Origin of the sequence: Isoptericola sp. BMS4 (genome assembly GCF_011634835.1) — a bacterium.
Taxonomy (GTDB): domain Bacteria; phylum Actinomycetota; class Actinomycetes; order Actinomycetales; family Cellulomonadaceae; genus Isoptericola.
On record NZ_SIRP01000001.1, the window covers coordinates 4,207,773 to 4,232,977 of the forward strand.

The 25,205-nt window shown below is 73.9% G+C and carries 23 protein-coding genes; 14 read left to right on the top strand and 9 right to left on the bottom strand.

Going from position 1 to position 25,205, the window contains the following annotated elements; translation table 11 throughout:
- The first annotated feature begins 25 nt into the window (after positions 1 to 25).
- From EYB28_RS18965 to EYB28_RS18990, 6 genes are all read left to right on the top strand, one after another.
- A complete protein-coding gene (locus EYB28_RS18965; protein WP_166851190.1) occupies positions 26 to 628 on the top strand; it encodes a TetR/AcrR family transcriptional regulator in 603 nt (200 codons plus the stop codon).
- Between the two features lie 9 nt (positions 629 to 637).
- A complete protein-coding gene (locus tag EYB28_RS18970) occupies positions 638 to 1,219 on the top strand; it encodes a 1-acyl-sn-glycerol-3-phosphate acyltransferase (RefSeq protein ID WP_166851193.1) in 582 nt (193 codons plus the stop codon).
- Between the two features lie 56 nt (positions 1,220 to 1,275).
- Positions 1,276 to 1,842 (top strand): RNA polymerase sigma factor, encoded by a 567-nt coding sequence (locus EYB28_RS18975; RefSeq protein ID WP_166851196.1) that lies wholly within the window; start codon positions 1,276 to 1,278, stop codon positions 1,840 to 1,842.
- Entirely contained in the window at positions 1,839 to 3,248 is a 1,410-nt protein-coding gene (locus tag EYB28_RS18980; protein ID WP_166851199.1) for a hypothetical protein, read from the top strand. Before EYB28_RS18975 ends, EYB28_RS18980 begins: the two co-directional genes overlap by 4 nt.
- Before the next feature lie 103 nt (positions 3,249 to 3,351).
- The gene (locus EYB28_RS18985) at positions 3,352 to 3,906 is read left to right on the top strand and encodes a GNAT family N-acetyltransferase (RefSeq protein ID WP_166851202.1); all 555 of its coding nucleotides are present in this window, start codon (positions 3,352 to 3,354) and stop codon (positions 3,904 to 3,906) included.
- A gap of 110 nt (positions 3,907 to 4,016) precedes the next feature.
- Positions 4,017 to 4,271: a hypothetical protein gene (locus EYB28_RS18990; protein ID WP_240930659.1), complete on the top strand. Its 255-nt coding sequence runs from the start codon at positions 4,017 to 4,019 to the stop codon at positions 4,269 to 4,271.
- A 70-nt stretch (positions 4,272 to 4,341) separates the two neighbouring features.
- On the opposite strand, the gene EYB28_RS18995 is transcribed toward EYB28_RS18990, so the two are convergent.
- Positions 4,342 to 5,529, bottom strand: coding sequence for a dipeptidase (locus EYB28_RS18995; protein WP_166851209.1), 1,188 nt, complete (start codon positions 5,527 to 5,529; stop codon positions 4,342 to 4,344).
- 195 nt (positions 5,530 to 5,724) lie between these two features.
- Here EYB28_RS18995 and EYB28_RS19000 point away from each other — a divergent pair, with 195 nt between their 5' ends.
- From EYB28_RS19000 to EYB28_RS19010, 3 genes are read left to right on the top strand one after another with little or no spacing between them, the layout of a single operon-like run.
- Positions 5,725 to 7,107 (top strand): MFS transporter, encoded by a 1,383-nt coding sequence (locus EYB28_RS19000; protein WP_166851212.1) that lies wholly within the window; start codon positions 5,725 to 5,727, stop codon positions 7,105 to 7,107.
- 42 nt (positions 7,108 to 7,149) lie between these two features.
- On the top strand, positions 7,150 to 9,363 hold the full coding sequence (locus EYB28_RS19005; RefSeq protein WP_166851215.1) for an arylsulfatase: 2,214 nt from the start codon (positions 7,150 to 7,152) through the stop codon (positions 9,361 to 9,363).
- A 35-nt stretch (positions 9,364 to 9,398) separates the two neighbouring features.
- Positions 9,399 to 10,364, top strand: a complete 966-nt coding sequence (locus EYB28_RS19010; RefSeq protein WP_166851218.1) for a LacI family DNA-binding transcriptional regulator — start codon at positions 9,399 to 9,401, stop codon at positions 10,362 to 10,364.
- A 24-nt stretch (positions 10,365 to 10,388) separates the two neighbouring features.
- Here EYB28_RS19010 and EYB28_RS19015 read toward each other — a convergent pair whose 3' ends face one another.
- Positions 10,389 to 10,751 (bottom strand): RNA-binding S4 domain-containing protein, encoded by a 363-nt coding sequence (locus EYB28_RS19015; RefSeq protein ID WP_166851221.1) that lies wholly within the window; start codon positions 10,749 to 10,751, stop codon positions 10,389 to 10,391.
- A 64-nt stretch (positions 10,752 to 10,815) separates the two neighbouring features.
- Between EYB28_RS19015 and aspA the strand changes: the two genes are divergently transcribed.
- The gene (aspA, locus tag EYB28_RS19020) at positions 10,816 to 12,336 is read left to right on the top strand and encodes an aspartate ammonia-lyase (protein ID WP_166851224.1); all 1,521 of its coding nucleotides are present in this window, start codon (positions 10,816 to 10,818) and stop codon (positions 12,334 to 12,336) included.
- 69 nt (positions 12,337 to 12,405) lie between these two features.
- On the opposite strand, the gene EYB28_RS19025 is transcribed toward aspA, so the two are convergent.
- The 4 genes from EYB28_RS19025 to EYB28_RS19040 form a co-directional block, all read right to left on the bottom strand.
- Positions 12,406 to 14,820 (bottom strand): glycoside hydrolase family 3 N-terminal domain-containing protein, encoded by a 2,415-nt coding sequence (locus EYB28_RS19025; protein WP_166852790.1) that lies wholly within the window; start codon positions 14,818 to 14,820, stop codon positions 12,406 to 12,408.
- A gap of 101 nt (positions 14,821 to 14,921) precedes the next feature.
- On the bottom strand, positions 14,922 to 15,806 hold the full coding sequence (locus EYB28_RS19030; protein ID WP_166851227.1) for a carbohydrate ABC transporter permease: 885 nt from the start codon (positions 15,804 to 15,806) through the stop codon (positions 14,922 to 14,924).
- Complete coding sequence (locus EYB28_RS19035; RefSeq protein WP_166851231.1) at positions 15,803 to 16,828, bottom strand: carbohydrate ABC transporter permease; 1,026 nt, start codon at positions 16,826 to 16,828, stop codon at positions 15,803 to 15,805. The genes EYB28_RS19030 and EYB28_RS19035 overlap by 4 nt, the downstream gene beginning before the upstream one ends.
- Before the next feature lie 6 nt (positions 16,829 to 16,834).
- Positions 16,835 to 18,127 carry an ABC transporter substrate-binding protein gene (locus tag EYB28_RS19040; RefSeq protein WP_166852793.1) on the bottom strand — a complete coding sequence of 431 codons (1,293 nt, stop codon included), beginning with the start codon at positions 18,125 to 18,127 and terminating at the stop codon, positions 16,835 to 16,837.
- Between the two features lie 215 nt (positions 18,128 to 18,342).
- Between EYB28_RS19040 and EYB28_RS19045 the strand changes: the two genes are divergently transcribed.
- The gene (locus tag EYB28_RS19045; protein ID WP_240930660.1) at positions 18,343 to 19,395 is read left to right on the top strand and encodes a LacI family DNA-binding transcriptional regulator; all 1,053 of its coding nucleotides are present in this window, start codon (positions 18,343 to 18,345) and stop codon (positions 19,393 to 19,395) included.
- Between the two features lie 20 nt (positions 19,396 to 19,415).
- Here EYB28_RS19045 and EYB28_RS19050 read toward each other — a convergent pair whose 3' ends face one another.
- A complete protein-coding gene (locus tag EYB28_RS19050; RefSeq protein ID WP_166851234.1) occupies positions 19,416 to 20,174 on the bottom strand; it encodes a copper homeostasis protein CutC in 759 nt (252 codons plus the stop codon).
- A gap of 101 nt (positions 20,175 to 20,275) precedes the next feature.
- Positions 20,276 to 20,761, bottom strand: a complete 486-nt coding sequence (locus tag EYB28_RS19055; RefSeq protein WP_166851237.1) for a DUF1269 domain-containing protein — start codon at positions 20,759 to 20,761, stop codon at positions 20,276 to 20,278.
- A gap of 150 nt (positions 20,762 to 20,911) precedes the next feature.
- Here EYB28_RS19055 and pgi point away from each other — a divergent pair, with 150 nt between their 5' ends.
- Positions 20,912 to 22,621 (top strand): glucose-6-phosphate isomerase, encoded by a 1,710-nt coding sequence (pgi, locus tag EYB28_RS19060; protein ID WP_166851240.1) that lies wholly within the window; start codon positions 20,912 to 20,914, stop codon positions 22,619 to 22,621.
- An 84-nt stretch (positions 22,622 to 22,705) separates the two neighbouring features.
- Here the strand turns inward: pgi and EYB28_RS19065 are convergent, their stop codons facing one another.
- Positions 22,706 to 23,164: a DUF6069 family protein gene (locus EYB28_RS19065; RefSeq protein ID WP_240930661.1), complete on the bottom strand. Its 459-nt coding sequence runs from the start codon at positions 23,162 to 23,164 to the stop codon at positions 22,706 to 22,708.
- A gap of 167 nt (positions 23,165 to 23,331) precedes the next feature.
- Between EYB28_RS19065 and EYB28_RS19070 the strand changes: the two genes are divergently transcribed.
- Positions 23,332 to 24,537 (top strand): sensor histidine kinase, encoded by a 1,206-nt coding sequence (locus tag EYB28_RS19070; protein ID WP_166851243.1) that lies wholly within the window; start codon positions 23,332 to 23,334, stop codon positions 24,535 to 24,537.
- A gap of 74 nt (positions 24,538 to 24,611) precedes the next feature.
- Positions 24,612 to 25,199 carry a response regulator transcription factor gene (locus tag EYB28_RS19075; RefSeq protein ID WP_240930773.1) on the top strand — a complete coding sequence of 196 codons (588 nt, stop codon included), beginning with the start codon at positions 24,612 to 24,614 and terminating at the stop codon, positions 25,197 to 25,199.
- Positions 25,200 to 25,205 lie beyond the last annotated feature (6 nt).

The following is a 25,205-nucleotide window of genomic DNA, read 5'->3' on the forward strand; positions in this document are numbered from 1 at the left end:
TGGCCGGCCGATAGACTCGACGGCCATGGGCAGATGGGAGCCGGGCGCGCGCGGGCGCCTCCTGGAGGCGGCGCTCGAGCTGTACGAGGAGCGCGGCTTCGAGGGCACCACGACCGCGGAGATCGCCGAGCGCGCCGGCGTCACCGAGCGCACCTTCTTCCGCCACTTCGCCGACAAGCGCGAGGTGCTCTTCGACGGCTCCGCAGACCTGGAGGGCACCCTCGCCGAGGCCGTCGCGAGCGCCCCGCCCGGCACCGCCCCCCTGGACGCCGTCGGCGACGCGTTCGCCGCCCTGGACGCCTTCTTCGAGGAACGACGCGCATTCAGCCTGCGACGCGCCGCCGTCGTCGCCGCCGCGCCCCGCCTCCAGGAACGCGAGCTGCTCAAGCTCGCCTCGATGCGCGACTCCCTCGCGGCGGCGCTCCGGGGTCGCGGCCTCGCCGAGCCCGCCGCGAGCATGGTGGCCGAGGCGGGGATCGGCGCCTTCCGCATCGGTTTCGAGGCCTGGGTCGCCGCGGCGGAACCACGCCCGCCGCTCGCCGACTGCGTGCGGCAGGCCCTCGACGCGCTGCGCGAGCACGGCCTGTCCGGGCGGCCGGTCCGCATCGGCACGGGCCCACACGGGTAAGGTCGCACGATGCTCAGGAGACTCCGGCGCGCGGCCGCCCGCCTGTACTGGCGGCTCAGCCGGTGGACGCTGCGCACCGAGAACGTCCCCCGGGAGCCCGGCGTCCTCGTCGGCGCCCCGCATACGTCCAACTGGGACTTCGTGCTCATGCTCGCCATCGCGTGGCACCTCGACCTCGACGTGCGCTGGCTCGGCAAGCACACCCTGTTCGCCGGGTGGCGCGGCCCGCTCATGCGTGCGCTCGGCGGCATCCCCGTGGACCGCCGGGACCCGAGCAGCGTCGTCGACGACGTCCTCGCCCGCGTGCGCGCCGGCGAGGTGTTCCAGCTCGTCGTCACCCCCGAGGGCACCCGATCCGGCGACGGGTGGCGCTCGGGCTTCTACCGGATCGCCCGCGCCGCCGGGCTGCCCGTGACCCTCGGGTACGTGGACCGCACCACCATGACCACGGGGCTCGGCCCCACGCTGCGCCTCACCGGCGACGTGGCCACGGACATGGACGAGATCCGCGCGTTCTACGCCGACAAGTCCGGCCTGCGGCCCGCGCTGCGCACCGAGCCGCGGCTGCGCGGCGAGGAGGACGCCGGCTGACCGGGACGGACGGCGCGCGCGCCGTAAGTTCCGCCGGGCCCGGGACACTACGTGGTGTGAGCACTCCCGAGGACGACGACGACCGGCGCTCCCGGCTGACCGCGCTGTGGGACGCCCACGCCGTCCGCGTGCAGGCGTACGCGCTGCGGCACACCGACCCCGATTCCGCGCAGGACGTGCTCTCCGAGACGTTCCTCGCGGCGTGGCGCCGTCTCGACGCCGTCCCCGAGCCCGCGCTGCCGTGGCTCCTGGTCACCGCACGCCACCTGGTGCGCAACATGCACCGCGCGGCGGGAAGGCGACGCTCGCTCACCGACGAGCTCACCCGCCTGGAGGCCTCCGCCCCGCTGCCCGACGGGGCGCCCGAGGCGCTCGCCACCGAGCGCGACACCCTGCTGCGCGGCCTCGCCCGCCTCACCGCGCGGGAGCGGGAGGCCGTCCTCCTCGTCGCGTGGGACGGCCTCGCTCCCGCCGCGGCCGCGGACGTCGCCGGGTGCACGACGGCGGCCTTCCACGTGCGGCTGCACCGCGCCCGGCGGCGGCTCGCGGACGCCACCGACGACGCCGGTGGCGCCGGCGTCGCCGTCACCCGCTCCCGCACGCAGGAGAGGAGGTCGGCATGAACGCCCCCGACGACCCCACCCTCGACGAGCGCCTCGCCCGCCTCGCACCGTCGGTGTCGCCCGACCCCGATCGGCTCGCCGCCGCCCGCGCCGCGCTCGACGCCGCGACCGCCCTCCACCCCGACGACGCGGGCGCCGGGCACGACCGCCGCAGCAGCGTCGAGGGCGGCGCGCACGTCATCGACCTCGACCCTCACGACGACGGGCACGTCGAGGTCGTCACCCCGCTCGACGCCGCGAGCCGGGCGCGCGACCGGCGACGGCGCCGCGTCACCCTGGCCGCCGCGTCCGTCGGCGTCCTCGGGGTCGTCGGCACGGCGCTCGTGCTCTCACCGGTCGGGCCGAACCTCACCCCCGCTACTCCGGAACGCGCCTGCGCGGCGCTGATGGAGGCCGGGATGCCGGGTGGCCCCGCCACCGACCTCACCTGGCGGACCCTGGCGTCCGAGTCCCGCGCCGATGCCCACCTGGCACTCGTCCAGGGAGGCGGGCTGACCGGCCTGTGCGAGGGCGGTCGGCTCGACGGCCACGACTTCACCCGGACGACCACCTGGCCCGCGGTCCCCGACGAGGCGCCGGAGCCCGACGAGGTCCGTCCGAGCGGGGTGTCGGGCGAGATCGTCCCCGACGCCACCGAGCCCGGCTGGTACGTCGTCTGGGGGCTCTCCGGGGGCGACGTCCGGGACGTCCGGCTCCAGATCGAGCGGCACGAGTACGACACGGACGGGTCGCTGCGGCACACCGCGGGGACCGTCGTCGAGGTCGACCGGGCCGGCGACGGCCGCTGGTCCGCGGCGCTCGACGCGGGTGAGGTGCTGCCCGACGCGGAGCTCGCAGACGACACGCTGCCGGACGACGTCGAGGTCACCCTCCTGTGGCAGGTGGACGGGCAGGAGCACTCGCTCCCGATGGATGCCGGCTGGCAGACCGACGACCACCCCAGCAACGTGCTCGTCCAGGCTCGTCGTACGGCCTGCGAGCCGAACTGGCGCGGCAGGGACCACGACCTGGTCGTGGAGGAGCGCCGGGGCGATCGGGGCGTCATGCTGGTCGTCGACGAGTACAGCGCCTGGTTCGCGGCGTGCGTCCAGAACGCCCGCCCCCCGTACGAGCCGTTCTCGACGGTCGGCGGAGACCTGCCGCGGGGCCCACTCGCGCCCGACGACGTGCGGGCTGTGGCCGGCGGCGGCTCCGGCCCGGCATCGATGCTCGTGGGCCGCGCGGGCGACGACGTCTCGCGCGTCGAGGCGCGCACCGCCGACGGCGCACGCGTCGACGCCATCATGGGTGACGGCTACTGGGTGGCCACCCACGACGCGGCCTCGGACGACCCGTGGGACGACGCCACGCTCACGTGGTTCCTGGACGACGGGTCGAAGGGCGGCAGCGAGCGGGTCTTCGAGTAGCGGACGTCCGGACGGCCCGCTCCGGCCTGCGACCGCGCACCTGCCCGTCCGCGATGCGCTGTCAGTCCGTGGCGCCCCCCTCCTGCGTGGGTAGTCTCGTCGCGTGCCCGACACCCCCGCCCTCGCGCCCGTCCCGCTGACCCACGGCGTCGTGCTGCGTCTGCTCCGGAACGACGACGGGCCGGCGCTCGCCACGGCGTACGCACGCAACCGCGCACACCTGGCGCCGTGGGACCCCGAGCGCACCGAGGAGTTCTTCACCTCCGAGCACCACACGCGCCTCGTCCCGATGGAGCTGTTGGAGCTCGGCGCGGGGCGCAAGGTCCCGCTCGTCCTGGACCGGGACGGCGAGATCGTGGGCCGGCTCAACCTCACCGACATCGTCCGGGGTGCGTTCGACAACGCCCACCTCGGGTACTGGCTCGACGCCCGGCTCGCGGGCCGCGGCGTGATGACGGCCGCCGTGGAGGCGGCGTGCGGGCACGCCAATGACCTCGGGCTGCACCGGGTGCAGGCCGCGACGCTGCTGCACAACGCCGCGTCGCAGGCGGTGCTCGCCCGCACCGGGTTCACGCGGATCGGGACGGCGCCGCAGTACCTGCGCATCGCGGGGCGCTGGCAGGACCACGCGCTGTTCCAGCGCATCCTGCACGGCTGAGCGCGCGATCTCGCCCGCTGTTCCACGTGCCGTGCGGCGTCGCGTGCGATAGACGTTAACCATGAGATGACCCACCCGAGGGGGAAGCCATGGACGCGGACGCCGGCTCGATGACCATCGCACTGCTCACGGCATGCTCCGAGCCCGACCTGGGCATCCGGTCGCGTGTCGTGCAAGACCTCCTGGACGAGGCGAGCCAGGACGAGCACCTCGCCCGCCAGGTCCTGACCACCATGCTCACCGCCTCGGTGATGTCCCTGCGCGCGTACACCGACGCCACGCACCGCGAGCCCCAGGACGTGCTGCGCACGCTCGGGGTGAGCTGGTCGCAGCGGTCGCTCAGCGCTCAGCCCCCGCTCGCCTGATCGCTGTGGGCGCGAGATCGGCGTCTTTCCCGCCGGTCTTTCCACCGATCTCGCGCCCACGACGCACCGGTCAGGTGTCCAGGTCCGCGATGCGGGCGACGCCGGGGGCGCGCTCCGTGCGGAGCCGGGCCGCGACGTCCTCGGCGTCGCGCAGCACCCGTAGCGCGTTGCCGCTCGTGAGCCGGCCGAGGTCGGCGTCCGACCAGCCGCGGTCGGCGAGCGCCGCGAGCAGCCGCGGGTACCCGGACACGTCCGCCAGCTCGGGCGCGAACCCTGACGCGCCGTCGTAGTCACCGCCGAGACCCACGTGCTCCGGTCCCGCGACCTCCCGCACGTGCTCGACGTGCGCGACGACGTCGTCGAGCGTCGTGGGCGGCTTGGGGTGACTCTTCTCCCACGCATCGGAGAACCGGGAGAACTCGGTGTGGTCGTTCGGCGCGATGCCCGCCGCCTTCGCCGCCTCGCCGGCCTCGGCCCGCCACTCGCCGATGGCCGGGGTCACGAAGCTCGGCACGAACGTCACCATGCACACGCCGCCGTTGTCGGCGAGGCGCGCGAGGACGTCGTCGGGCACGTTGCGGGGCACGTCGCACACCGCGCGGGCGGAGCTGTGCGAGAAGATCACGGGCGCCTCGGCGACGTCGAGCGCCGCCCGCATGGTGCCCGCCGACACGTGCGAGAGGTCCACCAGCATGCCGAGCCGGTTCATCTCGCGGACCACCTCGCGCCCGAACGCCGACAGCCCGCCGTGCGCCGACGGCTCCTCGGTGGCGGAGTCCGCCCACGGGGTGTGGTGGTTGTGGGTGAGCGTCATGTAGCGCACGCCGAGCTCGTACAGCATGCGCAGCGTGCCGAGCGAGGAGTCGATCGACTGGCCGCCCTCCGCGCCCATGAGCGACGCGATCCGCCCCTGCGCCCACGCGGCCACGACGTCGTCCGCCGTCAGGGCGAGCCCGAAGTGCTCCGGCCAGCGCGCGACCATGCGGCGCACGGCGTCGACCTGCTCCAGCGTGGCCGTGACGGCGGCGCTCCCGGGCAGGTTCGACGGCACGTACACGGACCAGAACTGGGCGCCCACTCCCCCGGCACGCAGCCGCGGCACGTCGGTGTGCGTGCGGCCCGTGGTGCCGGCCTCGACGTCGAGCCGCTCCCAGTGGTAGGCGACCTGGTCGCGCGCCTCCCAGGGCAGGTCGTTGTGCCCGTCCCAGACGGGATGGTCACGGAGCAGGGCGGCGATGCGTTCCACGGTGTCGCTCATCCCCCGCACGCTACTGCCGATCGAGCCCCGCCCGGAGCCGGCCGTGCGGTCGGTCGTCGCCCTCGGTCCGGCGGCCGAGCCGTCGGCACGGTCGGCGCCGGCTGAGCACCGGCCACGGGCCCGTCGCCGGACGCGGTGTGGACAGACGGGCGCGACGTGGCGTAACGTCACGGAATCGATTCCGGGATCGATTCCGTGATCGCTGGTTCAGCTTTCGACGAGGAGATCATGAACAGCAACGGCACCCCGCCCACCATGACCCCCGAGGACACAGCTGCACGCGCTCGGACGGCCCGCACCGCCGTGGCCGCCAGCACGGTCGGCTCGATCCTCGAGTACTACGACTTCTTCGTGTTCGGCACACTGTCCGCGCTCGTTCTCGGCGAGCTCTTCTTCCCCACCGACGACCCCGCTGTCTCCGCGCTGCTGTCCCTCCTCAGCTTCGCCGTCGGCTTCGTCGCCCGCCCGCTCGGCGGCATCCTGCTCGGCCACTTCGGCGACCGTGTCGGACGCAAGCCGCTCCTGCTCTTCACCTTCCTCCTCACCGGCACCGTCACCGTCCTCATCGGGTTCCTCCCGACGTACGCCCAGATCGGGCTGGCTGCGCCACTGCTCCTGGTGGCGCTGCGGATCCTGCAGGGCATCGGCATCGGCGGCGAGTGGGGCGGCGCGGCGCTGCTCGCCGTCGAGCACGCCCCGGAGTCCAAGAAGGGGCTCTACGGCAGCCTCGTGCAGGCTGGCGCCCCCGTCGGCGTCATCCTGTCGTCCGGCAGCGTCGCCCTGCTCACCGCCCTGCTCAGCGACGAGCAGATGCTCGCCTGGGGTTGGCGCCTGCCGTTCCTCGCCAGCGCGCTGCTGCTCCTTGTCGGCCTGTTCCTGCGGTTCAAGGTCGCCGAGACGCCGGCGTTCACCAAGGTCAAGGACGAGCGGGCCGAGACGCGCCTACCCGTGTGGCAGGCGGTGCGGAACTACCCGCGCCAGATCGTGGCCGCCGTCCTCATCCACATGAGCGATACGACCGTCGGCCTCATCCAAGGCGTGTTCGTCCTCGGGTACGCCTCCACGGTGCTCGGCATGGACCCGACGATCGTCCTCCTGGCGAACATCTTCTCCTCCGCCACGAACCTCGTCGCGACGCCGTTCGCCGGGGCCCTCGGCGACCGGATCGGGCAACGGCGCGTCATGTCGATCGGCCTCGTGGCACTCGTCCTGTGGGCCTTTCCCATGTTCTGGCTCATCGGTACCGGCACGGTCGGCGGGCTCTTCCTCAGCACGGGCGTCAGCGGCGTGCTCGTCGGCTGGCTGTTCGCCGGGCAGGCGTCGCTGTTCGCCACGTTCTTCCCCGCCGAGGTCCGCTATTCCGGGATGTCGCTCGGGTTCCAGATCGGCACCGTCGTCGGCGGCGGGTTCGGACCCGTCGTCGCCCAGGCGCTCACCGGCGCCTCAGGCGGCGCGACGTGGCCCGTGGCCCTGTACGTCCTCGTCGTCGCGGTCGCCGCGCTCGTCGCGACGCGCACGACGCCGAGGGCCGAGCCGACCGAGACCACCGGACGGCAGGCCGCACCGCGTCCGTCATGACGCGACGCCCACCCCACAGCAGGAACGGAAAGGAGCACCGCCTTGACCAGCTCGGAGTTTCACGGGAAGGTCCGCACCACCGTCGCGGAGTCCACGCCGTGGTGGCCCGACAGGCCGACACGCAAACGGCCCAACGTCCTCATGGTCATCCTGGACGACACCGGGTGGAGCGACCTCGGATGCTACGGGTCGGAGATCGCCACCCCGCACCTCGACAGCCTCGCCGCCGCGGGCGCACGGTTCAGCGGGTTCCACGTGACACCACTGTGCTCGCCGACCCGTGCGTCCCTCCTGAGCGGACGCAACCACCACGCGGTCGGCATGCGGTTCCTCGCCGACACGGACACCGGGTTCCCGAACTCCCGCGGCTCCATCCGGCCCGACGTCAGACTCCTGCCGCAGATCCTGCGAGAGCACGACTACGGCACGTACCTCGTCGGCAAGTGGCACCTGACCCCGCTGCACGAGATCACCCCCGCCGGACCGTTCGCCAACTGGCCCCTGGCGCGCGGGTTCGACCGGTACTACGGCTTCCTCGACGGCTGCACCGACCAGTACGAGCCCGAGCTCTTCGAGGACAACCACCAGGTCACGACGCCTCCCCGCGAGGGGTACCACCTGAGCGAGGACCTCGCAGACCAGGCCGTACGGTTCCTCGCGGACCACACGACCTACCGGCCCGACAGCCCGTTCTTCCTGCAGCTCGCGCTCGGCGCCACCCACGCACCGTTCCAGGCGCCGCGCGAGTACATCGACAAGTACGTCGACGTCTTCTCCAAGGGCTGGGACCGGACCCGCGACGACCGGCTCGCGAGACAGGTCGAGGCAGGGCTGGTGCCGCCCGGCACGACGCTGCCCGAGCGGAACGACGGCGTCCGCGCGTGGGACGACCTCGACGACGACGAGCAGACCGTCGCCACGCACCTGCAGGCGGCCTTCGCCGGGTTCCTCGAGCACGCGGACGCCCAGGTCGGTCGCGTCCTGGCGGCGCTCGACGAGCTCGGGCTCGCCGACGACACCATCGTGCTGGCGCTCTCCGACAACGGCGCGAGCCGCGAGGGCGGGCCCGGCGGCGACGTCGACACGAACGCGCCGTACAGCGGGGTCCACAGGCCGGCCACGGAGCAGCTCCCCCTCCTGGAATCCCTGGGCACCCTCACGGGCGGTGCCCACTACCCCGAGGGCTGGGCGATGGCCGGGAACACGCCCTTCCGCCAGTACAAGCAGTTCGTCGACCTCGGCGGCGTGCGCTCCCCCCTCGTCGTGTCCTGGCCCGGGGCCCCGCAGCGGGTCGCGGGTGTCCGGGACCAGTTCGTCCACGCCGTCGACGTCGCCCCGACGATCCTCGATCTGCTCGGCATCCCCACCGAGCCGGCGATGGCGGGCGAGAGCGTCGCGCCCGCTCTCACCGACGGAGACGCCGCCACGGGCCGCGAGACGCAGTACTGGGAGACGCTCGGCCACCGCGCCGTCTGGCACGACGGGTGGAAGGCCGTCACGACGCACGTGCCCGGCACGTCGTACGACGACGACCGGTGGCGGCTCTACGACACCAGGCAGGACTTCTCTGAGTCGCACGACCTCGCGGAGCAGCGCCCCGACGCGCTCCGGCGGCTGCAGCAGCTCTGGTGGAGCGAGGCCGGGCGCAACGACGTCTTCCCCCTCGACGACCGGCCGCTGCGGGAGCTCATCGCGACCCGCGGGCCGGTAGGGCTCTTCGCCCGGTCGCACATCACGCTGCGTCCCGGGCAGTCGCACGTCCCCTACCCGAGCGCGGTCACCGGGTCGAACCGGGACGTCGACGTCGTCGGGTGGTTCGTGCCTCGCGACCCGCTGCCGCAGGGGGTCGTGCTCTCGAGCGGGAACGCCCAGGGTGGCTACGTGCTGTACCTGAAGGACGGGGAGCTGTGCTTCGAGCACGGCCATCTTCAGGACCATGTCCTCGTCACGGCGCCGCTCGGCCCGGCGCCCGTGGTGTCGGCCGGCTTCCGGCTCCGCACCGGCGACGACGGGTCGGGTCTCGTCACGCTGCTCGCCGGCGGGGACGAGGTCGCCACGGCTCGCGTCCCCCGGGTGTCGAGCCACCTGTCGTTCTGGGGGCTCGACGTCGGGCACGCGCCCCGGAGCACCTTCAGCGAGCGGTTCACGCCGCCGTTCGCACTGCCGGACGACGCGCTGGAGCGTGTCGACGTGGTCGTCCACGCGTCGGCGGACGACGTCGAGGAGTACGCCGAGTCGGTGCTCGCCGGTGAGTAGCGTCCCCGTCGGCCGGCATTCCCTATGATCGGCCCGTGACCAGATCGGGAGGGGGCGCCGCGACGATCCTCGACGTCGCCCGGGCCGCCGGGGTCTCACGCACGACCGTCTCGCGCGTGCTGAACGACCCCCACCACGTCTCCCCGGACACCCTCAAGCGAGTGCGAGACGCTGCGGACGCGCTGCAGTACTCACCCAGCGGTGCCGCGCGAGGCCTCCGGGGCGGCCGCACCGGCCTGGTCGCGCTGCTCGTCGGCGACATCGCCCAGCCGTTCCACGGAGCCCTCGCCAAGGCCGTCGTCGCGGCGGCCGAGAACCGCGGCCTCGGGGTCGTGCTGCACGATCTCGGCCACCGCACCGACCGGCTCGAGTCGATCCTGCGCAAGCTCCCGCGCCAGCAGGTGGACGGCGTCGTCATCGCCACCGCCGACAGCCTCGCGAACGGACCGGTCGTCGCCGCCGTCGAGGACTGCCTGCGCCACGGGACGGCCGTCGTGACCGGTGTCGAGCAGCTCGACGTGCCCGGAGTGGTGTCGCTGCGCTCCGGCCACGACACGGGCGCGCGCCTCGCCGCGGAAGCACTGGCGGCGGAGGGCTTCGACCGACCGGCCCTGCTGCTCGGCGACCGCACCGGACCCTTCGCCCGCCAGCTCGCCGCGGGCGCACCCGCCGCCGACGTCCTCGAGACCGGGTACGACTTCGACGGCGCAGCACGCGCCACCCGCGACCTGCCCGCCCACGTCGACTCGCTGCTCGTCGCGACGCTGCCGATGGCGCTGGGGGCGTCGGCGGGGCTCGCCGACGCCGGCCGGGAGCTGCCGGTCGTCGTGTGCGAGGACGTGCCGCTCGCCGCGCAGCTGCGCCCGGCGTTCACGACGTCGGCCATCACGCCGGAGTCCACCGGCGAGGAGATGATCCGGCTCCTCGACGCCACCGTGCGGGGCGAGCCGGTCACGCCGACGCGTCTCACGGCCCGGCTCGTCCGCCGCGACACGTTCTGACCCGCAGGGTCCAGGCGGCCCGCCTCAGCGGCGACGGCCGCCGCGCAGGCGGTCGATCTCGCGCCGTTCGCGCTTGGTGGGCCGCCCGGCGCCGCGCTCGCGCAGGCCGACGGCGGCCCGCTCCTCACGGGTGGGCACCGGCGGGCTGTCGTCGCGGTACGCCTTGACGGCCAGGGGCGCCCCGACGCGCTTGGGCAGCAGCTCCAGCACGATGACGTCGCGGTCGCGCAGCGGGTCGCGCCAGGTGATGCGGTCGCCGACCGTGACCGACGTCGACGGCTTCGCCACCGCGCCGTTGACCCGCACCCGGCCCGTGCGCAGCAACGACGCGGACGCCGACCGACTCTTGAAGAGCCGCACCGCCCACAGCCACACGTCCGCCCGCACCCCACCACCCTATGCGCCCCGGGCGTGGCCGTGCGGGGGCGTCCGCGTTGCTACTGTCGGCGCCATGACGGACGTGCGCGTGGAAGAGGACCTGCTCGGGCCCAAGGAGGTGCCGGCCGACGCCTACTACGGGGTCCACACGGCCCGCGCGATCGAGAACTTTCCCATCTCGGGCACGACGATCAGCGACGTGCCCGAGATGATCCGCGGGATGGTGATGGTCAAGAAGGCCGCCGCGCTCGCGAACCGGGAGCTGCGCGCGATCCAGCGGGACGTCGCCGACGCGATCGTCGCCGCATGCGACGAGGTGCTCGTCGCGGGGCGCTGCCTCGACCAGTTCCCGGTGGACGTCTTCCAGGGCGGGGCGGGCACGAGCGTCAACATGAACACCAACGAGGTGATCGCCAACCTCGCGCTGGAGCACGCGGGCTTCCCCAAGGGCCGCTACGACGTCATCCACCCCAACGACCACGTCAACAAGTCGCAGTCCACGAACGACGCCTACCCGACGGGGTTCCGCCTCGCGGTGTACGCCCTCGTCGACGACCTGGTGGTGGCGGTGCGGCGCCTCGCCCGGGCCCTGGACGAGAAGGCGACGGAGTTCGCCGACCTGCCGAAGATGGGGCGCACCCAGCTGCAGGACGCGGTGCCGATGAGCCTTGGCCAGGAGTTCGCGGGTTTCGCCGTCAACGTGTCCGAGGAGGTCAAGCGGCTCAGTGTCGCCGCCGACCTGCTGCTGGAGGTCAACCTGGGCGCGACGGCGATCGGCACGGGGCTCAACACCCCGCCCGGCTACCCCAAGGTCGCGGCCCGCCGCCTGGCGGAGGTCAGCGGGCTCGCCACGGTCCCGGCGGAGAACCTCGTGGAGGCCACGTACGACAACGGCGCCTACCTGGCGGTGCACTCGGCGGTGAAGCGGCTCGCGGCCAAGCTGTCGAAGATCTGCAACGACCTGCGGCTGCTGTCCTCGGGGCCCCGGGCGGGCCTGGACGAGATCAACCTGCCCGAGCTGCAGGCCGGGTCGTCGATCATGCCGGCCAAGGTGAACCCGGTGATCCCCGAGGTCGTCAACCAGGTCTGCTTCAAGGTCATGGGCAACGACGTGACGATCACGCACGCGGCGGAGGCCGGGCAGCTCCAGCTCAACGTCATGGAGCCGGTGCTGGCGCAGTCGATGTTCGAGTCGATCCGCCTCATGACGAGCGCGTGCGAGGCGCTGCGCACCAGGTGCGTCACGGGGATCACCGCGAACGAGCACGTCATGCGTGCCCACGTGCTCGGCTCGATCGGCATCGTCACCTACCTCAACGAGGTGATCGGGCACCACAACGGCGACCTGGTCGGCAGGGAGGCCGCCCGCACGGGCCGGTCGGTGCGCGACGTCGTCGTGGAGCGCGGCCTGCTGACGGCCGAGGAGGTGGACGCCATCCTCACCACCGAGAACTTCCTCCGCCCCCGCTACACGGGCCGGTTCTACGGCCCCGACGAGCGGGGCATCCCGCCCCTCGGCGAGGAGGGCGAGGCCTCGCCCGTCGTCGAGACCGACGACGCCACGGGGGCGCCGCCGTCGCCCGAGCCCGCCTGACGCGTCGAGCGTCTCCGTCAGTCAGGATCCGGGCCGCGATCCCTGACGGACGGAGACGCTCGACGGCGGTCAGGCGACCGTGGACGTCGCCATCCGCGGGTCGTGGACGGTCACCGGGTAGGTGTCGCCGGTGACGGCGAGCGTCGCGCGGGCCGTCGCCACCCCGGGCAGCTCGCGCTTCTGGGAACCGCGCACGTTGGTGATGACGCCGCCGGTGGCCTGCCGCACGTCCTCGCCGGACGCCTCCGCGACGGCAGCCACGTGCGCCCCGACCCACACCTCGACGTCCCCCGGCTCGACGACGCGCACCATCCGGCGGTCGGAGAACGCGAGGCGCGTCGTGGGCACCGCGAAGGTCACGACGGCGGACTCGCCGGGCTCCAGCGTCACCCGCCGGTAGGCGAGCAGCTGCGCGACCGGGCGGGTGACCGACCCGACGACGTCGCGCCCGTACAGCTGGACGACGTCGGCGCCCGCGACGGTGCCCGTGTTCGTCACCCGCACGGCGGCGGTGAACGTGCCGCCGGCGGCGACCTCGCCGTCCACCGCGAGGTCGGTGTACGCGAACGTCGTGTACGACAGGCCGAAGCCGAACGGCCGCAGCGGGGTGGAGTCGGTCGAGGTGACGTCGCTCGGCCCGCCGAGGACCGGGTGCAGCGACGAGTACGGCTGCGCGCCCGCGGACCGCGGCAGGGACACGGGGAGCCGGCCCGAGGGGTTCACGGCCCCGGTGATCGCCCGCGCGATCGCGGCGCCGCCCTCCTCGCCGGGGAAGAACGCCTGCAGGACGGCGGCCGGCCGGGGTCCGTTCCGGTCGCCCTGCGGGTCCAGCGCCCACCCGATCGCGTACGGGCGCCCGCTGAGCACGACGAGCACGACCGGCGTGCCGGCGTCGAGCACGCTCTCCACCAGTCGCCGCTGCACCCCGGGCAGCTCCAGCGACTCCGCGTCGTTGCCCTCGCCCACGGTCCCCCGGCCGAACAGGCCGGCCTGGTCGCCCACCACGACGACCGCCACGTCGGCGGACCGGGCGGCGGCGACGGCCTCGCCGAACCCGGAGGTGTCCTCGCCCTCGACGTCGCACCCGGCGGCGTGCACGAGCTCGGGCCGCGGCAGCCCGGCCGCCCCGAACGCGTCGCCGAGCGACTCCAGGACCGTGGGGGTCTCGAAGCCCTGCGGCACCCCCGGGTGGTGGGCCAGCACGTGGTTGGCGAACGAGTAGCACCCCATGAGGGCGTCCCCGCGGTGGGCGTTCGGCCCGAGGACCGCCACCCGTGACGGCGCGGCGGTCCACCGCGTCAGGGGCAGGACGTCGTCGTTGGCCAGGAGTACCACGGACTCCTCGGCCAGCCGGCGGGCGACGTCGCGGTGCGCCGGGGAGTCGAGGTCGACCGTCTCCGGAGGGCCGTCCTCGAAGTCCTCGTCGAGCAGGCCGAGCTCCTCCTTCTGCGCGAGCGCCCGCAGGACGGCGCGGTCCACGTACGCCTCGTCGACCCGGCCGTCCCGTACGGCCTCGGCGAGCGGCTCCAGGTACGCGTCGCCGCCGGGGAGCTCGACGTCGATGCCCGCGACGAGCGCCTGCCGGGCAGCGTCCGCGCGGTCGGCGGCGACGCCGTGCATCACCTCGAGGAACGCGACCGCGAAGTAGTCGGCGACGACGGTGCCGTCGAAGCCCCACCCGTCGCGCAGCACGCCGGTCAGGTACGTGGGATCGGACGCCATCGGCACGCCGTCGACCTCCGTGTACGCGTTCATCACGGAGCGCACGCCGCCGTCGCGCACCGCCATCTCGAACGGCGGCAGGAAAACGTCGGCGATCTCCCGCGGCCCCGCGTGCACGGGGGCGTGGTTCCGCCCGGCCACGGAGCCGGAGTAGCCGACGAAGTGCTTGAGGGTGGCGTGCACGCCGGCGTCCTGCATGCCCCGCACGTACGCCGTGCCGACGGTCCCGACCAGGTACGGGTCCTCGCCGATGCACTCGTCCACGCGGCCCCAGCGCGGGTCGCGGACGACGTCGAGGACGGGCGCGAGGCCCTGGTGGACGCCGAGCTCGCGCATCGACCCGCCGACGAGGCGGCCCATCTCGGCCACCAGGTCGGGGTCGAACGAGGCCCCCCACGCGAGCGGCGTCGGGAACGTCGCGGCCTTCCACGCGGCGACGCCGGTGAGGACCTCCTCGTGCACCAGCGCCGGGATGCCGAGGCGCGTCTCGGCCCGCAGCCGGCGCTGCTCGGCCCACAGCCAGCCGGCCCGCTCGACCGGGTCGACCGGGCGCGTGCCGTACACGCGGGTGTAGTGGCCGATGCCGTGGCGCGTCACGTGCGCCAGGCGGTCGGCGCCGCCGGAGCCGGCCGTCATCTCGCCCGCCATCGGGGCGACGACCTCGCCGCCCTTGTCGAGCCAGAAGCCGACGAGCTGGGCCAGCTTCTCCTCCAGCGTCATCCGCCCGTGCAGCGCACGGACGCGGTCGGAGACCCGGGGCATCGCCGGCGGGTCGGCCGGGGAGCCTGCGGCGTCGGCGGCGGTCGGGCGGGGGTGGTTCACGAGGGGTCTCCTTCGAGGGACACGTGGCGGGTCATGCGAGGTCAGCCCTTGATCGCGCCGGTCAGGCCGCCGACGATCCGCTTCTCGAACAGTGAGAAGAAGATCAGCGCCGGCACCATCGACAGCGACGTGAAGGCCAGCACCCGGGCGGTGTCCACCGAGTACTGCGACGCGAAGTTCGCCACACCCAGCGGCAGGGTGAACGTGCCGGGGTCGCTGAGGATGAACAGGGGCAGCATGTAGTTGTTCCAGGCGTTGATGAACGCGAGGATGCCGACGGTGATCACGCCGGGCATGGACAGCGGGACGACCATGCGCCAGAAGAAACCGAGGCGACTGGCGCCGTCGATGCTCGCCGCCTCCTCGAGCTCGGCCGGGATCGCCCGGAGGAACGGCACGAGGATGATCACGGTCACGGGCAGCGCGAAGGCGATCTGCGGCAGCACCACGCCTGCCAGCGAGTTCGTCAGCCCCAGGGTGCGGACCATGAGGTACAGCGGGGTGATCGCCACCGTCATGGGGAACATCAGTCCGGCGGCGAACAGGGAGTACATGGCTCCCTTGCCCACGAAGTCGTACCGGGCGATGACGAACGACGCCATGACGCCCAGGACGACGGCGCCGACCGTGGTGGCCACCGCCGAGATCGTCGAGTTGCCCATGGCGACCCAGAAGTCGCTGCTGGCCAGGACGTCGGTGTAGTTGCTGACGACCCACGGCGACGGGAGCCCGGCCGGGTCCTCGGTGATCTGCGAGTTCGTCCGGAACCCGCCGAGCACGATGTACGCCACGGGGCCCAGGCACGCGCCGATCAGCACGACGGCGACCAGATAGGTCACCGGGCTCCCCCACGCGAGCTTCCTGGTGGGACGCAGCTCGTACGGCGCTGCCTGCCGCGGCGCCGCGGACACGGTCGAGGTGCTCACTTCTTCCTCCCCTTCCGCCCGGAGTCACCGGTCAGCGCGCCCTCGGTGTCGCGGCGCAGCACGAAGCGCTGGTAGACCAGCGCGACGACCAACGAGATCAGGAACAGCACCACGGCGACGGCGCTGCCGAAGCCGTAGTTCCCGGCGAGATGGCCGTTGAGGTACATGTAGGTGGCCATGGTCGACGTCCCCGCGGTGGCCGCGACGTACTGGCCCCAGATGATGTTGACCAGGTCGAACAGCTGCAGCGCACCGATCATCGACAGGAACGCCCAGATGCGGATCGTCGGGCCGAGCAGCGGCAGCGTGATCCGGAACTGCTGCTGCCAGAACGAGGCGCCGTCGATGGCCGCGGCCTCGTAGAGCTCCTCCGGGATGGACTGCAGGCCGGCCAGCATGAGGATGACCGCGAAGCCCACGTACTTCCACGTGAGGATGAGCATCAGGGTGCCCATGGCGATGCTCGGGTCGGCCAGCCAGCTGTGCTGCAGGTTCTCCAGGCCGATCCTGCCCAGGAGCGTGTTGAGGGCCCCGGTGTCCGACATCATCAGCGCCCAGCCCGTCCCGACGATGACCTCGGAGATCACGTAGGGCACGAAGATCAGCACGCGGATGACGGACCGCCCGCGGATCTTCTGGTTCATCAGCAGGGCGAACAGGATCGCGACCGGGCCCTGGATCACCAGGGACAGGACCACGATGACGGCGTTGTGCCGGACCGCGTCGTGGAACGTCGGGTCGGTAAGGATCGACGTGTAGTTCTGCAGGCCGGCGAAGTCGGTGGGCGGGCCGAAGCCCTTCCACCGGAAGAACCCGTAGTACGCCGCCATCACCACCGGGACGATGACGAACGTGAGGAAGACGAGGATGGCGGGGCCCGTGAGCACCGCGATCTCGGCGCGCTTGCGCCAGTCGGCCCCGCGGCGGGGAGGTCCCCCCGCCGGTCGGGCCGCAGGGGGCGGCGTCGTGCCGTCCCCTGCGGCCGCGGGACCCTCAGGCGCCAGGACCTGGGAGTCTGGCATCGACCGTCACCCGCGCCCTGCGGCCGTCTCCATGGTCGCCACGATGCTCGCGGCGTCGCCGTTGCCGGCGAGCAGCTCGACGACGGCCGTGTTCAGCGCGTTGCCGACGTTCTGGCCGAGCACGGTGTCCATCCACGTGGAGACGTAGGCGGCGTTGTTGTAGGCCTCCATGATCGGCTCGAGCGCCGGGTCGGCGACGGCACCCTGGGCCTCGGTGCTGGCCGGGATGGTCTGGTACGCCTCGGCGTACTTCTCCTGCTGGTCCTTCGTCGCGATGAAGTTGAGGAACTCCTCGCACGCGGACGGGGAGTCGTTCGAGCAGGCGAACCCGTCGACGCCGCCCATCATCGCCGTCGGGTCGCCCTCGCCACCCTCGACCTCCGGGAAGGGGAACCAGCCGAGGTCGGGCAGCGGCTTCTCGTCCGGGGTCAGGGAGGCGATCACGCCGACGTCCCAGCCGCCCATAAGCTCCATGGCGGCCTTGTGGTTCGCGATGAGGCCGGCCGACGACCCGGCCCCCTCCTGGGGGTCGGTGGTCAGGAAGCCCTCGTGGAACGGCTCGGTGGCCGCGAAGTCCTCGAGGTCCTGACCGGCGCGCAGCCAGCACTCGTCCGAGAAGTCCGGCGAGGTGGAGAGGTTCTCGATCGTCTCCTGCGAGCACTCGCGCAGCGCGAAGAAGTAGAACCAGTGCGCGGCGGGCCATGCGGCCTTCGCCCCGAGCGCGATCGGCTCGATACCGGCGTCCTTGAGCTGGTCGTTCGCGGCCTCGAGCTCGGTGAACGTCGTCGGCGTCGACGCGACGCCGGCCTCGTCGAAGAGGTCCTGCGAGTAGAACATGCCGCCGGGCAGCACCGCGGTCGGCACCGCGTAGTTCTTGCCGTCGACGACGAACGCCGACAGGGCGGCGCCCATCGACTCCTTGGCCTCGTCGCTGAGGGAGCCGGTGAGGTCCTTCACGTTGCCGCTCGCGACGATGTCCGCCAGCTTCTGACCGCCGCGGGCCATGAAGACGTCCGGCATGTCGCCGGAGTTGGCGGCGGTCTGGAGCTTGCCGTCCATGTCCTCGTTCTGGATGGACTGGATCTCGAAGTCCACGTCCGGGTGGTCCTCGGTGAAGGCCGCGGTCGCGTCCTCCCAGTACTGCTTGCCGGGGCCGGTGGTCGAGTTGTGCCAGACGGTCAGGGTGACCGGGCCGCCCTCGTCATTCGAACCGCCGTCGTCGCCGCCCGCGCAGGCGGCGAGCCCGCCCACGCCCATGACCAGGGCGGCCGTGACCGCGAGCGGCCTACGCACGCGCATCTTCATGACTGATCCTCCTCGTCGAGAATGCCTGTCGCTCGGGTACCGACCCACGACGGCATCTGTACCCGCGGCTGTACGGGTGTTGCCGCGCACTAGCCTCGCGATGTCGCACCCTCTGTGTCAATCGTTTTCGATAACGATTTCGTGACCCGGCGCACCGACTCCTGCCGTCCTGCCCGGACGGAGCGCTCCGCGCGGCATACTGTCGTCCCGTGGAGACCACCGCCGAGCCGACCCCGCCGAGCCGTCCCGCCGCTGCCGGCCGCGTGACGATCTCGGACGTCGCGCGCGTCGCCGGCGTCTCCGTCGCCACCGTGTCCAAGGTGGTGAACAACCGCTACGGCGTCGCCGCCACGACCGCCGAGCGCGTGCTCGCCGTCGTCGAGGAGCTCGGCTACGAGTCCTCGCTCGTGGCACGCAGCCTGCGCCGCGGCAGCACCGGCGTCGTCGGCGTCCTCGTCGACGAGTTCGAGCCCTACTCGACCGAGCTGCTCAAGGGGATCTCCGCCGCGGTGGGCGGCACCGGGTACGAGCTGCTGGCGTACGCCGGCGCCACGGACGGCGGGGGCATGGCCGGCTGGGAACGCCGGTCACTGTCGCGGCTCGCCGGGACGCTCGTGGACGGCGCCATCGTCGTGACGCCGTCGATGGTGCTGTCGACGGACGTCGCCGTCCCCGTGGTCGCCGTCGACCCCCACACCGGGCCGGAGGGCACCCCGACCGTCGACTCCGACAACACCACCGGGGCGCGGGAGGCGGTCGAGCACCTCCTCGAGCTGGGCCACCGGCGCATCGCCCACCTCGCCGGGCGTGCCGACCTCGAGTCCGCCCGCCTGCGCGAGCTCGGGTACCGGCAGGCACTGGAGGCGGCCGGGATCGCCGTCGACCCCGCGCTGGTCCGCGTGGGCGGCTATCGGCCGGACCTCGCGGACGCCCCCGCCCGCGAGCTGCTCGACCCGGCGTCCGGCGAGCGGCCCACCGCCGTGTTCGCCGGCAACGACCTGTCCGCCATCCACCTCATGGAGGTGGCCCACGAGCTCGGGCTGCGCGTCCCGGAGGACCTGTCGGTCGTGGGCTTCGACAACATCCCCGAGTCGTGGAGCTCCGTCCCGCCCCTGACGACGGTGGCCCAGCCCCTGCACCGCATGGGCGCCGAGGCGCTGCGGATGCTGCTCGCGCTGCTCGAGGGCGGGTCGCCCGAACCGCACCTGCGCCTGCCGACCTCGCTGGTGCAGCGCGCCAGCACCGCTCCCCCACCGGCCTAGGAGCGTCGCGCACCTCCGGCTCAGGCCCTCCGGGTCGCGGCGTCCAGGGCGTCACGAGCGGCCGCGACGGCGGCGGGGTCGGTGACGTCGTAGCCGCTGGCGCCGCCCCCGCCGGGGCCGCCGTCGGCGGCGACGGTGCGGCGTGCGGACAGGTGCACCGCGTGCACGCGTGCGCCGACGAGCGCGGCGACGTCCTCGACCCGCACGCCCCCGCCGGCCATGACCTCGACGCCGAGCTCGCTCCCGCGGGCCGCCAGCGGCTCCAGGACCGCGATCCCCTCGCCTGCCCGGGCGGCGCGGCCCGACGTGAGCACCCGGCGCGCGCCCGCGCGGGCGAGCGTCGTCATCGCCCCCACGGGATCCGTGAGCTGGTCGATCGCGCGGTGGAACGTCACCTCGGCGTCGCCCGCGGCGGCCACGAGGGCGTCGAGCGCGGCGACGTCCACCGCGCCGTCGCCGGTCAGCGCGCCGACCACGACGCCGTCCGCGCCGGCGTCGAGCACCGCGCGCACGTCCCGCAGCTGGACGTCGAGCTCCTCGCCGGAGTAGGTGAACCCGCCCGCGCGGGGACGCACGAGCACGTGCACTCCCACCCCGGAGCCGCGCAGCGCGTCGCTCACGGCGGCGACCATGCCCGCCGACGGCGTCAGCCCGCCCGTGCCCGCGAGCGCCGCGCACAGCTCGACACGGTCGGCGCCGCCCTTGGCGGCCACCAGTGCCCCGGCGACGTCCTGGACGGCGATCTCCAGCCGCACCCGCGGCGTGTTCTGGTCGGTCACCCGCGCGAGTCTAGGCGACCTCTCGACGCACCCGGCGTCCCGGTCGGGACCTCATCCGCCCTCGATGAGGTCCCGACCGCGACGCTCGACGTCGGCTCCGGTCACTGCCCGAAGGTCTCCAGCAGGGCCGAGCGCTCGGCCTCCGTGAGGTTCGTGCTGACGAGGGTCGCCTTGACCCCGTGGAACCGCTCGCCGAGGCGGTCGGGGTCGATCGCCTCGGTGACGACGAACAGCGCCGAGGTGCCGGGGACGATCTCCCGCTTCATCGCCTCGATGTCCTTGCCGGAGATGCCGACCTCCGACAGGGCCCGGGTGATGCCGCCGACCGCGGCCCCGGCCGCCGCCCCGAGGACGGGCAGGAAGAACAGCGCGCCCAGCAGGAGACCCCAGAACGCGCCCCAGCCGGAGGCCTTCGCCGTGTCCTCGTTCTGGCCGTGGCTCGTCGGCTTCTTCGCACCCTCCGGCCAGCTCACCACCGCGTGGTCGACGACCTTGACCAGCCCCTCGGCGGCACCGTCCTTGAGCACCTTGACGGCGTTGTCCGCCGCCTGGGGGTCGTCGAACTTCCAGACCATGAATCGCGCCATGAGTTCCTCCAGCTCGGGCGCCGGGCCGGTTCCCGGCTGGTCGTCATCCTGGCAGCCGGCGCGTCCGGCGCAACCGGTCGGGGGCACCGGCCGTGCCCGGATGGTGGCCGACCCGTGGCCGCCGCCTTCCGCAGTCATTACCGTGAGCCCATGACCTCCTCCCCCGTCGACCCCACCACCACGGCCGCCTGGGGCGACCTCTACGGCCACTACCAGGACTTCCGCGGCGACCTGCGCGGGTGGTTCGCCTCCGACCCGGGCCGTGCCGAGCGCATGAGCCACGTCGCGGGCGACCTGCACGTCGACCTGTCGAAGAACCTCGTCACGGACGAGACGCTCGACCTGCTGGTCCGCCTGGCGCACGACGTGCGACTGCCGGAGCGCGTCGAGGCGATGTTCGCCGGCGAGCACATCAACGTCACCGAGGACCGGGCCGTGCTGCACACCGCGCTGCGCCGTGCACCCGGCACGCAGCCGCCGCTCGTCGTCGACGGCCAGGACGTCGACGCGGACGTGCAGGCCGAGCTCGACAAGCTGTCCGCCTTCGCGGACGACGTGCGCTCGGGGGCATGGTCCGGCATCACGGGCAAGCCGGTGCGCACGGTGGTGAACATCGGGATCGGCGGCTCCGACCTGGGCCCCGTCATGGTGTACGAGGCGCTGAAGCCGTACGGGCGGGACGACCTGGAGGTGCGGTTCGTCTCCAACATCGACCCCACCGACGTCGCCCAGAAGACCGCGGACCTGGACCCGGAGACGACGCTGTTCATCGTCGCCTCCAAGACGTTCGGCACGCTGGAGACGCTGACGAACGCCCGCCTGGCGCGCGCCTGGCTGTGGGAGCGGCTCATCGCCGCGGGCGCGATCGAGGACGACCCGGACGCGAAGCAGGCCGCCGTGGGGGCGCACTTCGTCGCGGTCTCCACGGCGCTGGACAAGGTGGCCGCGTTCGGCATCGACCCGGCCAACGCGTTCGGGTTCTGGGACTGGGTGGGCGGCCGCTACTCGGTGGACTCGGCGATCGGCACGTCCCTGGCGATCGCGTTCGGGCCGGACCGCTTCCGCGAGCTGCTGGCCGGCTTCCGGGCGATGGACGAGCACTTCCGCACGGCCCCGCTCGAGCGCAACGTGCCGGCGCTGATGGGCCTGCTCAACGTCTGGTACACGAACTTCCTGGGGGCGCACACGCACGCCGTGCTCCCGTACGCCCAGCAGCTGCACCGGTTCCCGGCCTACCTGCAGCAGCTCACGATGGAGTCGAACGGCAAGTCGGTGCGCTGGGACGGGTCGCACGTGACCACGCAGACGGGCGAGGTGTTCTGGGGCGAGCCGGGCACCAACGGGCAGCACGCCTTCTACCAGCTCATCCACCAGGGCACGCGCACCATCCCGGCGGACTTCATCGCCTTCGCGACGCCCGCCTACCCGCTCGCAGACGCCGAGGGCGACGGCAAGGCGGTCGCCCCCGGCGCGGACGTGCACGAGCTGTTCCTCGCGAACTTCTTCGCGCAGACCAAGGCGCTGGCGTTCGGCAAGACGGCGGACGAGGTGCGCGCCGAGGGCACGGCCGAGGAGATCGTCCCGGCGCGCGTCTTCTCCGGCAACCGGCCGACGACGTCGATCATCGCCCCGGCGCTCACGCCGTCGGTGCTGGGCCAGCTCATCGCGCTGTACGAGCACGTCACGTTCACCCAGGGCGTCGTGTGGGGCATCGACAGCTTCGACCAGTGGGGCGTCGAGCTCGGCAAGAAGCTGGCCCTGGAGATCGCCCCGGCCGTGTCCGGCGACGACGACGCCCTGGCCGCGCAGGACGCCTCGACGCAGGCCCTCATCCGGTACTACCGGACGCACCGCAACTGACGTCGCGCCGGACGAGGGGCCGACGTCGACCGGGCACGCGCGCCCGGGCACGACGTCGGCCCCGGACCGGCGCCACGCACGGGACTACCGCCGCAGGCCGAGCATCACCGCCGCGCCCACGGCGACGTGCTCGGCGACCAGGAACCCCATGGCCGGCGTCGTCGCCGCGCCGAGCGGTCCCGCGAGCGACACCAGCAGCACGACCACGCACAGCACGGTCCACGCCACGGACCCTCCGCCCGGCAGCCGCCGCAGCGCCGCCCGGACGCCCCAGCCCGCGCAGCCCACGACGAGCGCCGCCACGACGACGTCCACCAGGCCGACCGTCCGCGTCCCGGCCCCGGTCCGCGCTACGAGCTCCGCCCCCGCCGTCCGCGAGACCACCCACACGACCGCCGCCACCACGGCGGCGACCAGGGGTACGGCCCACCCCGGCGTCGGCCGGCGGAGCAGCCCCCTCGGGCGCCCCGGACCGCCGGCCGCCGCGCGGCCGCTCGTCGCCGGGTCTCCCGCCGGCGCCTTCCCCAGACCCTGCTCGGTCATCGTCGTCCGTCCTTCCTCCCGGCGCGGCGCCGGGAACCCGCCCAGCGTCGTCCCGGCCCCCGCCCCGGCGCCTCGGCCGGGAGGAGGTTCCCGGCCCGACGACGGTGGCGCCCACCCCCGACCTTGGTCGGTGTCGCCCTGGACCACGCCGCCCTAGCCTCGGCGGCATGACTGCACGGCTGCCGACCGACGACCCGACCGCCGCGGACTCCTGCGCGCCGCCGCGGCACGACGGCCCGCCGCCGGTGCCGGCCGGGGTCCTCTTCACCTCCTGGGTGGCGGTGGCCGTGCTCACCGCCGCGGCCACCGCCGCCACGACGCAGGGCTCCGGAGGTTCCGCCGCCCCCACCGCTGTGGACGTCACGGTGGCGGTGGCTGCGCTCGCGCTGCTCCCGCTGCTGTGGTCGTCGCGGTGGTGCGTCCCCGCGGCCGTCGTCCTCGCCGCGCTGACGGCCGTGTCGGGCGCGGCCACCCCCGCGGCGACGGCGGGCACGCTCCTGGTGGCCCGGTGGTTCCCGGTCCGCACCGCCGCCCTCGTCGCGGCCGCGGGCGTGGCCGGGCACGCGCTGCAGGCGCTGTGGCGGCCGGTGGGCCTGCCGCTGGGCTGGTGGCTGCTGTGCGTGGTCGCGGTGCACGCGGCCCTGCTGGGGTGGGGCGCATGGGCGCGCGAGCGCGCGCTCGTCCTGTGGTCCCTGCGCGACCGCGCCCGGCGGGCGGAGGCCGAGCAGGAGCGTCGTGTCGCCGAGGCCCGCACCGCCGAGCGCACGCGGATCGCCCGCGAGATGCACGACACGCTCGCGCACCGGCTGTCGCTGCTGGCCGCGACGTCCGGTGCCCTGGAGTACCGGCCGGACGCCGATCCCGCCCGGCTCGCGGAGGCCGCGGGCCGCGTGCGGGCCGGCGTGAGCGACGCGCTCGAGGACCTGCGCCAGGTGATCCGCCTGCTGCGCGCGGGACCCGACGACCTCGGCCCGCTGCCCGGCCTGGACGACGTGCGCCGGCTGGTGGACGACGCCCGCGCCGCCGGGAGCGACGTGCGCTACGAGGCCCCGGGCGACGACCTGCCCGCCGTACCCCCGGCCGTCGCGGCCGCGGTGTTCCGCGTGGTCCAGGAGGCGCTCACCAACGCCCGCCGGCACGCGCCGGGGGCCGCCGTGCGGGTGGGGGTCGTGGTCGGCCCCGGCGAGGAGGTCCGGGTGCGGGTCGCCGACGACGGCGCCCGGCGGTCCGACGCGCCGACGGCGGGGGCGGGCGCCGGCACGGGCCTGGTGGGGCTGCGCGAGCGCGCGACGCTGCTGGGCGGCACGCTGGACGCCGGGCAGGGCCGGTCGGGCGGCTTCGTGGTGGAGGCGTGGCTACCGTGGGAGGCGTGACGACGACGGACGAGGCCCCGGTGCGGATCGTGCTCGTCGACGACGACGCGCTCGTCCGCGCGGGCCTGCGCCTGATGCTCGACGGCTCGGACGGCATCCGGGTCGTGGCCGAGGCCGCGGACGGCGCCGACGTGCCCGCGGCGCTCGACGCCCACCCCGCGGACGTCGTGCTCATGGACCTGCGCATGCCGGACGTCGACGGCATCACCGCCACGCGGCAGGTGCGGGCGCGCCCGACCCCGCCGGCCGTCGTCGTCCTCACGACCTTCGACACGGCGGAGGAGGTCGGCGGGGCGCTGCGGGCCGGCGCCGCCGGGTACCTGCTCAAGGACATGCCGCCGGCCCGGATCGCCGCGGCGGTGCGCGCCGCGGCCGCGGGCGAGCCCGTCCTCGCGCCCGACGTCGCACGGCGGCTCATGGACGCGATGGCGGGGTCGGGCGACACGCGCGACCGTGCCCGGTCCGCCCTCGCCGTGCTCACCGCCCGCGAGCGCGACGTCGCGGTCGAGCTCGGGCGGGGCGCCAGCAACGCCGAGATCGGCGCCACGCTGTACCTCAGCGTCCCGACGGTCAAGGCGCACGTGTCGAGCCTGCTGGTCAAGCTCGGCCTGGAGAACCGCACGCAGGTGGCCCTGCTCGTGCGCGACGCCGGCGAGGCGTGACCCCCG

Excerpts from the sequence above, each read along its gene's own strand:
- EYB28_RS19055 (WP_166851237.1), bottom strand. The coding sequence starts at position 20,761 with ATGGCGCGATTCATGGTCTGGAAGTTCGACGACCCCCAGGCGGCGGAC.
- pgi (WP_166851240.1), top strand. The coding sequence starts at position 20,912 with ATGACCTCCTCCCCCGTCGACCCCACCACCACGGCCGCCTGGGGCGAC.
- EYB28_RS19040 (WP_166852793.1), bottom strand. The coding sequence starts at position 18,127 with ATGCGCGTGCGTAGGCCGCTCGCGGTCACGGCCGCCCTGGTCATGGGC.
- EYB28_RS18980 (WP_166851199.1), top strand. The coding sequence starts at position 1,839 with ATGAACGCCCCCGACGACCCCACCCTCGACGAGCGCCTCGCCCGCCTC.
- EYB28_RS19035 (WP_166851231.1), bottom strand. The coding sequence starts at position 16,828 with ATGCCAGACTCCCAGGTCCTGGCGCCTGAGGGTCCCGCGGCCGCAGGG.
- aspA (WP_166851224.1), top strand. The coding sequence starts at position 10,816 with ATGACGGACGTGCGCGTGGAAGAGGACCTGCTCGGGCCCAAGGAGGTG.
- EYB28_RS19075 (WP_240930773.1), top strand. The coding sequence starts at position 24,612 with ATGCTCGACGGCTCGGACGGCATCCGGGTCGTGGCCGAGGCCGCGGAC.
- EYB28_RS19070 (WP_166851243.1), top strand. The coding sequence starts at position 23,332 with ATGACTGCACGGCTGCCGACCGACGACCCGACCGCCGCGGACTCCTGC.
- EYB28_RS19065 (WP_240930661.1), bottom strand. The coding sequence starts at position 23,164 with ATGACCGAGCAGGGTCTGGGGAAGGCGCCGGCGGGAGACCCGGCGACG.
- EYB28_RS18990 (WP_240930659.1), top strand. The coding sequence starts at position 4,017 with ATGACCATCGCACTGCTCACGGCATGCTCCGAGCCCGACCTGGGCATC.
- EYB28_RS18965 (WP_166851190.1), top strand. The coding sequence starts at position 26 with ATGGGCAGATGGGAGCCGGGCGCGCGCGGGCGCCTCCTGGAGGCGGCG.
- EYB28_RS18995 (WP_166851209.1), bottom strand. The coding sequence starts at position 5,529 with ATGAGCGACACCGTGGAACGCATCGCCGCCCTGCTCCGTGACCATCCC.
- EYB28_RS19025 (WP_166852790.1), bottom strand. The coding sequence starts at position 14,820 with ATGCCCCGGGTCTCCGACCGCGTCCGTGCGCTGCACGGGCGGATGACG.
- EYB28_RS18970 (WP_166851193.1), top strand. The coding sequence starts at position 638 with ATGCTCAGGAGACTCCGGCGCGCGGCCGCCCGCCTGTACTGGCGGCTC.